The organism is Williamsia sp. Y844 (genome assembly GCF_056786475.1).
Genome location: NZ_JBXCJB010000002.1, coordinates 825,793 through 838,306, shown reverse-complemented (window position 1 = coordinate 838,306; position 12,514 = coordinate 825,793). Strand labels below are relative to the sequence as shown.

The following is a 12,514-nucleotide window of genomic DNA, read 5'->3' as shown; positions in this document are numbered from 1 at the left end:
CCCGGTGCAGGTGGTTGGGTCAGGACGAAATTGTCCGAGCGGTACCGGTTTCCATCGTTCCGGAGACGATCTGCAGGCCATGGTGGGTTCCGGTCTTGAGCCAGCTGGACAGGGTCGGGCCCTCGGCAAGGACAGCGACCTTCGCGTAGCGGGCCCGTCCCGTCAGCTTGGTCGCCGCGATGTCCACGCCGCCGTCAACCGGTTGGGCAAATCCGAGAGCGCCCTTGATCGGGAACGACGGCCCGCGCCCATCGGACTGGGTTTGCACCAGCCAGTCACGTCCCGAGACACCGGCACCTTCGAGGACGTCGCCGGTGAAGTCGGCCAGCACCTTTGGCAACTGCCAGTGGAAGCGACCACCGTGAACCGAGGCGGCCGAGTCGACGGCGATGAACGGCACCGACAACCGAGGCATCATCCCGAGCCCACCGCCCGGCCGCCGAAGGACCGGACTGGCCAGGATCTCGCGATACGGTCCGACCGGCGAGTCCAGATAGTCGACGACCATCCCGACGGTGATGTTGATCGTCGATTCTCGGCCACCGAGGGCCACGGCTTCATCGGTTGCCCGGTGCCACCAGAGCGTGGCCCGCACCGACGCCGGCCACGGCGGCGGAGAGCTGATCGGCAGTTGCTCCGGAGCACCTTCGGATTCGACCACACTCCACATCAGCAGGCTCCCTTCACTGTCTCGGAACCGGTCACGAACAGGGGCAGCCGTAACGCGCCGCGTGCATCTGCCGGAACCACCGGCGAGGTGGGTGGCACGGGGGGCAGCCGCACGTATGTTTCGCCGACCCCGGGGCGACGGTCAACCTCGCCCTTGTTGGGCCACAGCGCAATCGCACGTTCGGCCTGCGCGGTGATGGTCAGCGACGGGTTGACACCCAGATTGGCGCTCACCGCCGATCCGTCGACCACATGCAGCCCGGGATGTCCGAAGACACGGTGATACGGGTCGACCACACCCTGCTTCGAATCCGCGCCGATGACACAACCGCCCAGGAAGTGAGCGGTCATCGGGATGTTGACCACTTCGGCCATCGATCCGCCCGGATCGCCGTCGATCTTGTCCGCGAGCAATCGGATCGCCGTATGTCCCTGTGGAATCCATTCGGGCGGCGGGTTTCCCGAGCCGGGCCGGCTGGTCAGCTTCCGGCCGAAGATGCCGCGCTTGGACGCCAGTTCGAGTGAGTTGTCATCGGTCTGCATCACCAGTGCGATCACCGTCTTCTCCGACCAGTGCCGCACCGACAGGCTCCGAACGAACGCGCCGGGGTGACGCAGTGCGACACCAGCCGTCTTGAGTATCCGAGGTGTTCGCCCGCCACCATCGGACAACACCGTCTGCAACAGTCCGATGGCATTGCTGCCCTTGCCGTATCGAACCGGCTCGATATGCGTGTGGTCGTCCGGATGGAAGGACGACGTGATGGCGACACCGTTGGTGTAGTCGATATCCCGGTTGCGAGCGGTCGCGGCCAACACCGCCTCGGAGTTGGTGCGCACCACCGAACCCAGTTGCTCTGACAGACGCGGCAGTTCCCCGGTCTCCTTCATCGCAAGCAGCAGTTTCTGCGTGCCGTAGGTTCCGGCGGCGAACACCACCTGGCCGGCAAAGATGCTCTTCTCACGACGCCGCAGCTTGGCACCTGTGCGCCGGGTGACGATCTCGTATCCGTCGGCGGACGGCCGAACCGCGCGCACCGTGGTCAGCGGCAGGACCGTCACCCCCGCCTTCTCGGCCAGATGCAGGTAGTTCTTCACCAGGGTGTTCTTGGCACCCACCCGGCAACCGGTCATGCAGGATCCGCATTCGGTGCAGGCCGTGCGCTCGGGGCCGGACCCACCAAAGAATGGATCTGCCACCCGCTCACCGGGGTTGCCGAACAGGACACCCACCGGCGTGGTGCTGAACGTCGAGCCGACGCCCATGTCGTCGGCCACCTCGCGCATGACCTTGTCTGCGGCCGTCACACTCGGGTTGTCGACAACACCCAGCATCCGACGGGCCTGGTCGTAGTAGGGGTCCAGTTCGTCGAACCAGTCGGTGATGTCGCCCCACTGCGGGTCTTCGAAGAAGCGTTTCGGCGGCTGGTACAGCGTGTTGGCGTAGTTCAGCGATCCGCCGCCCACCCCCGCCCCTGCCATCACCAGGACGTCGGGCAACAGGTGTATGCGCTGCACGCCATAGCAACCCATCCACGGCGCCCACAGGTACTTGCGCAATCGCCAACTGGTCTTCGGCAGCTCGTCGTCTTCGAAGCGGCGCCCGGCCTCGAGAACCGCCACCTTGTAGCCTTTTTCGGCCAGACGGAGTGCGGCCACCGAACCACCGAAACCGGATCCGACAACCACCACGTCATAGTCGTTCATGCAGGCTCACTTTCTCGTGGCTGCGGAACCACTGCACCGCTGCCGAGTTCGAAGTCGCTGAGATTTGTTGTGCGCAGGAGCTTGCGGAACTCCCAGGTGAACGTCGGCCACATGACCGAGTTGCGGCCCTTGCGATCGAAGTACCAACTGGAGCATCCGCCTGCGTTCCAGACGGTGTCCGTCAATTGCTCGTCGATGTCCGCGTTGTAGGCCTCTTGCGCCTCACGCTTGACGTCGATGCTGGACAACTTGCGGTCGGTCATCTGCGCGATCGCCGAATTGATGTAGTTCGCCTGCGATTCCAGCATGTACACGATCGAACTGTGTCCGAGGTTGGTGTTCGGTCCATACATCAGGAACAGATTCGGGAAACCGTTCACCGACGTCCCCCGATAGGCACTGGGACTGCCGTTCCACGATTCGGCAAGGCTGCGGCCGTCAGCGCCGTGCAACACCTGCGCCACCGGCGGCTCTGTCGCGGTGAAGCCGGTACCGAAAACCACCGCGTCGACCTTGTGTTCCACCCCGTGCCCATCGACAACCCCATCCGCGGTCATCGCCGCCACTGCGGTGTCCACGAGGTTCACATCGGGTCGGGCGAGCGTCCGAAGCCAATCGTTGCTCAGCAGCATCCGCTTGCAACCAATGGTGAACTTCGGCGTCAGCTTTTTCCGCAACACCGGATCTTTGACCTGTCTGCGCAGCTGGCTCTTGGCGAGCAGTTTGAACAGCGGCAACAGGAACGTGAACTTCGCCAGCGCGAGGACGTAGCCCTCGCGGTAAACGTAGAGGCCACCCCTGGCAAGCTTCTGCGACGGGGGCAACACCTTGTACAGCGTGCGCTCCAGTGTGCCGATCGAACGATCGAGCCGAGGGATGATCCATGCCGGTGTGCGCTGGAAGACAGTCAGATGTTCTGCGGGATCAGCCAATTCGGGGACGAACTGGATGGCCGATGCACCGGTTCCGACCACCGCGATGCGCTTGCCTGCCGGGTCGAAACTATGATCCCAGGTGGCGCTGTGGAATATCGTCCCGGTGAAATCTTCGATCCCGGGGACATCCGGAAAGCTCGGATTCGACAGGGTCCCCGTCGCAGCGACCAACACTTGGGCCGAGGTAACACCGCGGGAGGTCTCGACCTCCCACCGCGAGGTCACCGAATCCCATCGCGCGGTGAGCAACTCGCAGTCGAACACGGTCCGCTCGCGCATCCCGTGCTGGTCCGCCACCGTCTTGAGATAATCGAAGATCTCCGGCTGACGGGCGTAGTTGTGTGTCCATGCCGGACTCGGCGCGAAGGAGAACGAGTACAGGTTGCTCGGAACATCGCACGCCGCACCGGGATAGGTGTTGTCGCGCCAGGTTCCGCCCACATCCGATGCACGTTCGATGAGCACCACGTCGGATGAGGTCTTTTCGGTCAGGATCTTGTGCGCCGCGGCCATCCCGGCAAAGCCGGTTCCGACGATCAGCGTGTGCACCTGCGCAGGCAATGCTGCCTGCGGAACTGTGCGTGAGGGTTGAGTACTCATGTGCGGGTCACCATTGCCTCCCATATCGGGACGAGGCGCTGCCGCATCTCCCGGTCGGTTGTGTCGTTGCGAAAGAGAGCCGAAACCGCCAGTCCCCTGGCCAGTTCAACGCTGATTTCGATGGCTTCCGGTGACATCCGATCACCGAAAATCGCCGCACTGCCTGCCTGAATGGCCTCGTTCACCCGCGCTTCGAGGGGCAGCACCGCGGCGTGCAGCACCGGATCGGTACGCGCTGCGATCCACAGTTCGAGCGCGGCATAGAACAGCGGCCCGGAGAAGGCATCGAGAAACAGCTCGACCCCGGCCTTGTCGTCCGCCACATGGGCGTCGAGCATCTCGGCGAGCCGTTGCTCCACCAAATGCTCGACTGCCGCGACCACCAACGACTCTTTCGTCGGAAAATGATGCAGCTGCGCGCCTCTGGAAACCCCCGCGCGACGGGATATCTCCTGGGTGCTCGTCCCGGCGTAACCCTTGTCGATGAGGCAGCCGATCGCCGCATCGAGCAGCCTGGCCCGCATCTGCGCGGTGCGCTGAGCCTGGGTACGACTGGGTGTCACATCCGGGTCGGCGGACCCGTTTGTGTCATCGGTCGTTGATGTGTTTGTCGCCACACGAGCGACAGTAGCCGAGAAGTAAGAAACAGTCCAGTCTGTTTGTAAGTTTGGTTCCGGGCATTTCTCTGACAAAAGCACACGGTCCAGTCATAGGCACACGTTGCAACGTGTGCTTTTGACTGGACCGTGTGCTTTTGCGGGACTAGCGGGCCAACACACCCTTCGCGACGTGGGTGATCTGGATTTCGTTGCTGCCGGCGTAGATCATCAGCGACTTGGCGTCGCGCGCCAGCTGCTCAACTCGGTATTCGGCCATGTAGCCGTTGCCGCCGAACAGCTGCACGGCTTCCATCGCGACGTCCGTGGCGGTCCTCGATGAATAGAGCTTCATCACCGACGCTTCGGCCAGATCGAGCGGCTTACCCGCCTTCGAGCGTTCGAGCGCGTGGAACACCATGTTCTGCACATTGAACCGGGCCACCTCCATCTCGGCGAGCTTGAGTTGGATCAACTGCAGATCAGCAATGGGCTTGCCCCACAACGTGCGCTGTTTCGCGTAATCGATCGACAGCCGCTGACACTCATTGATGATTCCGAGCGACAGCGTCGCGATCCCCACACGTTCCATGGCGAAGCCGGCCTTGGCACCCTCGCCACCGCTGCCCGTTCCGGTGTCCTCGGTCTCCCCGAGCAAGCGGTCCTTTTCGAGTACGACGTTGTCGAAGAACAGCTCACCGGTCGGCGACGACATGATGCCCATCTTCTTGAACGGTTTGCCCTGCGTGAAGCCCTCCATACCCTTGTCGAGCACAAAAGTGAGGACCTTGCGGTGTCGCCGGTCGACATCGGGATCTCCCTCGTCGAGCTTCGCGAACACCACCACCGTGTCGGCGTACGGACCATTGGTGATGAACGTCTTCTGCCCGTTGAGGATGTACTTGTCACCGTCGCGCCGAACCGTTGTCTTCATGCCGCCCAACGCATCCGAACCCGAATCCGGTTCCGTGATCGCCCATGCCCCGACCTTGTTCAAGGTGACGAGATCGGGCAGCCACCGCCTCTTCTGGGCCAGCGTTCCCCGCGATCTGATGGTCGAGGGCGTCAGCCCCATGCTGACCCCCATCGACGCGACGATGCCCAGGCTCACCCCGGACAACTCGATGTTCAAGATCGACGCCATCGATGTCATACCTCCACCGCCGGACCCCGACTTCGGCTCGGCCTCACCACGCGCCACCGCCTCTTCGTGCGCAAGATCCTTTTCGAGTGCGTCGGACGCCATGGCATCGATGCCAAACGACTTGAGCATCAACCGGATGATGTCGTAAGGCGGCAGATTTCCGGTCTCGAGCTCATCGACGTGGGGACGGATCTCCTTGTCGACAAAGCTCCGGACCGCATCCCGCACCATCAGGTCTTCTTCGGACCACTCGAACATTCAAATCCCCTACCGTTGGCGTATCCACTCGATACCCAACACTAGAACAAGTTCCAGTTCTTGTGCCTGGTTCAGGTATCGGGTCCACCTAGTGGCCCCCGAACCGGACCCGCCACCGCGCGTCGCGTCGCGACAGGTTGACGATGTGGGCTGGTGCAACCTCGACACTCCAGAAGTCGCAACCAAGCGCAGCTGCCACCAACCCTTGCGCGGTCCCACTCGTCACCACCGCGGTCTGGTCCGATTCGGCACAGCTCGTGAGCCAATCATCAAGTCGCGCAACAAAGGCGGCGACGCTCTCGCCGCCGTGCGACGCGAAATCCGGGTCCGCCAGCCAGGTACCGAGCTCGATCGGATCGAGCTGCTCGGGGACAAGCGTGTGCCACGCCCCGAGGTCGATCGCCGCCAGCCGAGGTTCAACCGGGCCGATGGCGCCAATCAGTGCAGCGGTCTCGCCGGCCGCACGTTCCGGCGCAATCTGCACCGGGTCCGGATACGGCAAACGCAGCCGCGCACAATCGGCGCGACCGCGTTTGTCGAGTGGTTCATCGGCACCAAATCTCAGTGCCACGTTGGGACCGGTGCGGGCCGCGGTGATCAATCGCAGTTTCAGCCGACGCTCGCAGATGCCGGAACCTGAGCCGCACGTGCCTGACGCTTGCCGATCACGGTCAAGATCACCGCGAACGCCAGCCCGAGGACAGTCCAGAGGATGACCTGGTTCAGGACCGAGTAGAAGCGGAAGTCACCGAAGGCGTCTGCCGGGAAGCCCGACATGACGATGGTGTCGCCATCCAGAAGCTCGCCCGGTATCTCGTCGTACTTCGGCAACAGCAGAATCACGATCCCGGCAGCCAGCAGGTAGGCCGCACCCGACACAATCGCCGCGTACAGTCCGCCGATCTTCGGTGACAGGTAGAACGCGAGAACCCACGCGGCGATCATGAACGCCACCGACAGCACTGTGATCGTGAGGAACGAACTGGTTCGCCCGTTGATGGTGCCTTCCAGGTCGACCGCAGGAGGGTTCGCCGGGTATGCGCAGAACGGGATCAGGTAGGCCGCGACGAACCCGGATAGCGCCAGCAGACCTGCCACCGAACGGGGGTCGGTCTGCGGATGGCGACGTCCGAGGTACGCCCAGGCGACAGTGAACGCAACAGCCAAAAATGCACCCATGATCAGGCCGAACGCAACCGTCCCGACGCCAACACCCAGATTCTGTTGGATGGTGCGGCTGACCACCTCTTCGCCGTGTTCGTGAACACCGCCTGCGATGGCGATCTCTGCGTCCGAACGCTCACCCTCGTAGGCGATGGCCCGGTCCACCAGCGGTTCGATGTAGATGCGGGCAAACACGAAGGAGAACAACCCGGCAACGATCCCTGCGATCAGGCCGGCCCCTATGAATTTCTTTTCCATGTTCGTCGGCGCCCGTCAGTGGCACGGGAAGCCGAGGAAATGGCGTGCATCGTGCACGAACTCGTGCACATGGGTGTCGGCGCCGAACACGGACACCGCACCCTGGTCGTACCCGAGGAAGTAATAGGCCAGCGCCGCGACGAAGGTGGTCGCCGTCAGCCATAGCGCGGTGTTGACCACCGATACATCAGGTACGGCGACGGCAAGCCCGGCACCAGAACCTGATTGTGCACCTGAAAATGCTGCGGATACTGCAGGACTCGACAACTGAACTCCTCTCGCGGGTAGACGCGCCCGCGTTTTCGATGGATGTTCGCTGGGTGTCGGTGCTCTGACTCGTTCCGGCGGATCCTGGTGACTCCGCCTGAACTCACAGTGGCGCGACCGTTCCGGACTTACACCGGATTTCCCGTCCACACAGCGTTGGGCTGACTCTAAACCTGCGCGTTTTGCCCGGTCAAGGCGAACAGTGCAGACGACCTGTCAGATCCATCCCCGGCGTCACTGTCAGACCACTCGTGGATCATGGAGCAATGGCCGCCCGCAAGCCCTCCCCGCCGAAGTCTGCCGGCATCGACACCCAGCAGGTCCTCGGCCGGTTCACCGCGCCCACCCGGGCGTGGTTCGCCGCTGCGTTTCCCGAACCCACCGCGGCCCAACTGGGTGCCTGGAACTCGATCGCCGACGGCCAGAACACACTGGTGGTGGCACCGACCGGGTCCGGAAAGACGCTGTCGGCCTTCCTATGGGCGCTCGACCAGCTCGCCGCCCACCCAACCCCGGAGGGAGCCGAGCCCGCGGGTACCCGGGTTCTCTACGTGTCGCCTCTGAAAGCACTGGCGATCGACGTCGAACGCAACCTGCGTGCACCGCTGATCGGGCTGACCCGGGCGGCACAGGATCTGGGCGAACCCGTCCCCGAGATCACAGTCGGCGTCCGCTCCGGTGACACGCCGCCCGCCCAACGTCGGCAACTGCTGCGCAAGCCACCGGACATCCTCATCACCACACCCGAGTCGCTCTTCTTGATGTTGACATCGTCGGCCCGCGAGACGCTGACCTCGGTAGAGACCGTCATCATCGATGAGGTTCACGCGGTTGCCGGGACCAAACGGGGCACCCACCTCGCCGTCTCGCTGGAACGTCTCGATGCACTCCTGGACAAACCCGCGCAGCGCATCGGATTGTCGGCGACCGTGCGACCCCCGCAGCGCGTTGCCGAGTTCCTGTCCGGGAGCCGCCCCTGCACGGTGGTGCAGCCGCCTGCGCAGAAAACATTCGACCTGTCCGTCGATGTCCCCGTCGCCGACATGACCAACATTCCGGTGATCGCGGGCAGCGACGGGTTCGACGACGAGGCATCGGCGCCGGTTGCCGGGTCACTGTGGCCGTATGTCGAGAGCTCCATCGTCGATCTGATCGAGAAGAACCGGGCCACGATCGTCTTCACGAATTCGCGGCGGCTCGCCGAACAGTTGACGGCCCGGCTCAATGAGGTCCACGCCACCCGAATCGGCGAAGCCCCGGAATCGCGCCCGAATCCCCGGGTGCCCGGCGGCGCCCCGGCACAGGTGATGGCCAGCGGCGCCAGCAAGGGTGCCGCTCCCCTGCTCGCCCGCGCACATCATGGTTCGGTCAGCAAAGAGGTCCGCGGACAGATCGAAGAAGAGCTCAAGGCCGGACGCCTGCGCTGTGTTGTCGCCACCAGCAGTCTCGAGTTGGGCATCGACATGGGGGCGGTCGATCTGGTCATCCAGGTGGAAGCACCGCCGTCAGTGGCGAGCGGCCTGCAGCGGATCGGTCGGGCCGGCCACCAGGTCGGGGAGATCAGCCAGGGCGTCCTGTTTCCCAAACATCGGGCCGACCTACTGCGGTGCGCGGTCGCCGTCGAACGGATGACCGACGGACTCATCGAAGAACTCACGGTCCCTGCCAATCCGCTCGACATCCTCGCGCAGCAGACCGTCGCCGCCTGCGCCACGGGCACTATCGGTGTCGACGACTGGTATCAACTCGTGCGCCGCAGCGCGCCGTACGCAACGCTGGCGCGACCCGTTTTCGACGCCACCCTCGACCTGTTGTCGGGGCGCTATCCGTCCGACGAGTTCGCCGAACTGCGGCCACGGATCGTCTGGGATCGGGCGCAGGGCACGCTGACCGGCCGTCCCGGCGCGCAACGCCTGGCCGTCACCTCGGGTGGCGCGATCCCCGATCGCGGAATGTTCGCCGTCTACATGGTCGGCGAAAAGCAAACGCGGGTCGGCGAACTCGACGAGGAGATGGTCTACGAATCGCGGGTCGGCGATGTGTTTGCCCTGGGTGCCACCAGTTGGCGCATCGAGGACATCACCCACGACCGGGTCCTGGTCACGCCGGCATTCGGGCAGGCCGGGCGATTGCCGTTCTGGCACGGCGACAGTATCGGCCGACCAGCCGAGTTGGGCGAGGCCATCGGCCGGTTTGTCGGCGAGCTGATCGACAACAAGAAGCTGGAGTCGCACGCGAAGCGGCTGGGTCTCAACGATTTTGCCCGCGACAATCTCGCTCAGCTGGTGTCAGAGCAACAGGCCGCCACCGGCCATCTGCCCACCGACCGCACCCTACTGGTCGAAAGATTCCGCGACGAGCTCGGCGACTGGCGGGTGATCCTGCACTCCCCCTTCGGTTTACGGGTTCATGCGCCATGGGCAAGCGCGGTCGCGGCGCGTCTGGAGCAAGACTATGGCATCGACGGGGCGGTCTCGGCAGCTGACGACGGCATCATCGTCCGCCTACCCGACACCGACGACCAGCCTCCCGGCGCAGCACTGTTCGGTTTCGAGGCCGACGAGATCGAGCAGATCGTCACCGAGCAACTCGGCGGGTCTGCCATGTTCGCCTCCCGATTCCGCGAATGTGCCGCCAGGGCACTGCTTTTGCCGCGCCGCAACCCAGGCCGTCGGGCGCCGCTGTGGCAGCAGCGCCAACGCAGCGCGCAACTACTCGATGTGGCCCGGAAGTACCCACAGTTCCCGATCATCCTCGAGGCGTTTCGCGAATGTCTCCAGGACGTCTACGACCTCCCCGCGTTGACCGATCTGCTCACCCGGATCTCAACGCGGCGCCTGCGGATCATCGAGATCGAAACGCAGACACCGTCTCCGATGGCTTCGTCGTTGCTGTTCGGGTATGTGGGCGCCTTCATGTACGCGGACGACGCCCCGCTGGCCGAGCGTCGCGCCGCCACCCTGTCCCTCGACACCGCATTGTTGGCCCAGCTCCTGGGACGGGTCGACCTGCGAGAGTTGCTCGACGCGAAGGTGATCGCCGATACCGAGGCCAAGCTGCAGCGCCTGCATCCCGATCGCCAGGCCCGCGACCTCGAAGGTATCGCCGATCTGTTGCGCTGGCTCGGACCACTGAGCGCCGCCGATGTGGGTCTGCGCTACACCGGCGACGATCCACAGCCATTGCTCGACGAACTGGTGGCCTCGGGCCGGGCCATCACGATCCAGCGCGGCTCGGCGCAGTTGTACGCGGCCGCCGAAGATGCCGGACGCCTTCGAGACGCACTGGGAATCCCTCCACCGCAGGGGCTTCCGCTGGCCTTCCTCGAACCGGTGGACGACCCGCTCGGCGACATCGTCGGCCGCTACGCGCGTACCCACGGCCCGTTTGTCGCGTCCGACGCCGCCGCAGCGCTCGGAGTCGGCGTAGCGGTCGTCCGCGACACCCTGGTGCGTTTGGCCGGACAGCGACGCGTGGTCGAGGGCGATTTCCGCCCCGAACCTGCGGGAACCGTGACCGGCGCCGAACAGTGGTGCAACACCGAGGTACTCGCCGTGTTGCGCCGAGGTTCTCTGGCCGCGAGCCGCGCGGAGATCGCGCCGGTGAGTCACGAGACCTACGCCCGGTTCGTCACGGGCTGGCAGCACGTCACCGCACGGTCGCGGCTGCGTGGCATCGACGGTGTGTCCGCGGTGATCGATCAGCTTGCCGGAGTGCCCATTCCGGCATCGGCGTGGGAGTCGCTGATCCTGCCCGCACGGGTGGCCGACTATCGCCCCGACATGCTCGACGAATTGACCGCCGGTGGCGAGGTGCTCTGGGCGGGTCACGGAAGGCTGTCCGGATCCGACGGCTGGATCAGTCTGCATCCGGCGGACGTCGCCGAGGACAGTCTCCCCATCCCGGTCGAGATCGACATGAGCGAGTTGCATCACCGGCTACTCGAACAGCTCTCCTCCGGCGGCGCCTTCTTCTTTCGGCAACTCAGCGATGCGCTCGCTCTCGGCGGCGTGGCTCCGCTCGGCTCAGATCTGGAGACCGCGTTGTGGGATCTGGCCTGGGCCGGACGGATCAGCAACGACACCTTCAGTCCGGTGCGGGCGCTGCTCGGTCCCGGTCGCAAATCGGGCGCCACCCGCAGTGCCCCGGCGCATCGTGGACGCAGCCGATTCGCCCGCACCCCACGCACTGCGCCACTGTCGATGACCGGGCGATGGTTCGCCCTGCCCGAACCCACGTCCGATCCGACACGAGCGGTGGCCGCTCAGTGTTCGGCATTGCTCGATCGGTACGGCGTGGTGACGAAGGGTGCGGTGATGACCGAGGGCATCGCCGGCGGATTCTCGCGGGTATACAAGGCGCTCAGTGGATTCGAGGACAGCGGCAAGGTCCGGCGCGGGTATTACATCGACGGGCTCGGTGGTGCCCAGTTCGCCGCGACCACCACCGTCGATCGTCTCCGCGACGAGGTCGAGACGACCGGCACCTGTGCTCTGGCCCTCGCGGCCACCGACCCGGCCAACCCGTATGGCGCGGCGCTGGCATGGCCGAAACAAACCGAAGGACACCGGCCCGGCCGCAAGCCGGGCGCGCTGGTGGTTCTCGTCGACGGGCACCTGGTGTTGTTTGTCGAGCGCGGCGGAAAGACGGTTCTGACGTTCAGCGAAAACGTCGCACATCTGGAGGCGGCGTCCGCTGCTCTGGCGAAGGTGGTGATCCGGGGTCAGGTCGACCGGCTACACGTCGAACGAGTCAACGGCGACCCCGTTCAGACGAGTGACCTCGCACCACATCTACGCGAAAGCGGATTCGCGGCCACGCCTCGAGGGTTGCGGCTACGGCGAACCGGCTGAACCGGATCACCCGAAACCTCCCGGTTGTGGCGTACAGGGTCGGTCGGCACAATTTACTGTGTA

The 12,514-nt window shown here is 64.7% G+C and carries 9 protein-coding genes; 1 reads left to right on the top strand and 8 read right to left on the bottom strand.

Annotated features, from left to right (window positions below):
* Positions 1-19 precede the first annotated feature (19 nt).
* From AC1TQG_RS16170 to AC1TQG_RS16135, 8 genes are all read right to left on the bottom strand, one after another.
* Positions 20-670: a hypothetical protein gene (locus AC1TQG_RS16170; RefSeq protein ID WP_482138514.1), complete on the bottom strand. Its 651-nt coding sequence runs from the start codon at positions 668-670 to the stop codon at positions 20-22.
* On the bottom strand, positions 670-2,376 hold the full coding sequence (locus AC1TQG_RS16165; protein WP_482138512.1) for a GMC oxidoreductase: 1,707 nt from the start codon (positions 2,374-2,376) through the stop codon (positions 670-672). The genes AC1TQG_RS16170 and AC1TQG_RS16165 overlap by 1 nt, the downstream gene beginning before the upstream one ends.
* Complete coding sequence (locus AC1TQG_RS16160) at positions 2,373-3,911, bottom strand: flavin-containing monooxygenase (RefSeq protein WP_482138510.1); 1,539 nt, start codon at positions 3,909-3,911, stop codon at positions 2,373-2,375. The genes AC1TQG_RS16165 and AC1TQG_RS16160 overlap by 4 nt, the downstream gene beginning before the upstream one ends.
* On the bottom strand, positions 3,908-4,435 hold the full coding sequence (locus AC1TQG_RS16155; protein ID WP_482138785.1) for a TetR/AcrR family transcriptional regulator: 528 nt from the start codon (positions 4,433-4,435) through the stop codon (positions 3,908-3,910). The genes AC1TQG_RS16160 and AC1TQG_RS16155 overlap by 4 nt, the downstream gene beginning before the upstream one ends.
* A 238-nt stretch (positions 4,436-4,673) precedes the next feature.
* Positions 4,674-5,909: an acyl-CoA dehydrogenase family protein gene (locus tag AC1TQG_RS16150; protein WP_482138508.1), complete on the bottom strand. Its 1,236-nt coding sequence runs from the start codon at positions 5,907-5,909 to the stop codon at positions 4,674-4,676.
* Between the two features lie 88 nt (positions 5,910-5,997).
* Positions 5,998-6,480, bottom strand: coding sequence for a histidine phosphatase family protein (locus AC1TQG_RS16145; RefSeq protein WP_482138506.1), 483 nt, complete (start codon positions 6,478-6,480; stop codon positions 5,998-6,000).
* 38 nt (positions 6,481-6,518) lie between these two features.
* Positions 6,519-7,331 (bottom strand): CbtA family protein, encoded by an 813-nt coding sequence (locus tag AC1TQG_RS16140; protein WP_482138504.1) that lies wholly within the window; start codon positions 7,329-7,331, stop codon positions 6,519-6,521.
* Positions 7,332-7,346: 15 nt separating this feature from the next.
* Positions 7,347-7,598, bottom strand: coding sequence for a CbtB domain-containing protein (locus AC1TQG_RS16135; protein ID WP_482138503.1), 252 nt, complete (start codon positions 7,596-7,598; stop codon positions 7,347-7,349).
* Positions 7,599-7,864: 266 nt separating this feature from the next.
* On the opposite strand from AC1TQG_RS16135, the gene AC1TQG_RS16130 reads away from it, so the two are divergent.
* On the top strand, positions 7,865-12,451 hold the full coding sequence (locus AC1TQG_RS16130) for an ATP-dependent helicase (protein WP_482138501.1): 4,587 nt from the start codon (positions 7,865-7,867) through the stop codon (positions 12,449-12,451).
* Positions 12,452-12,514 lie beyond the last annotated feature (63 nt).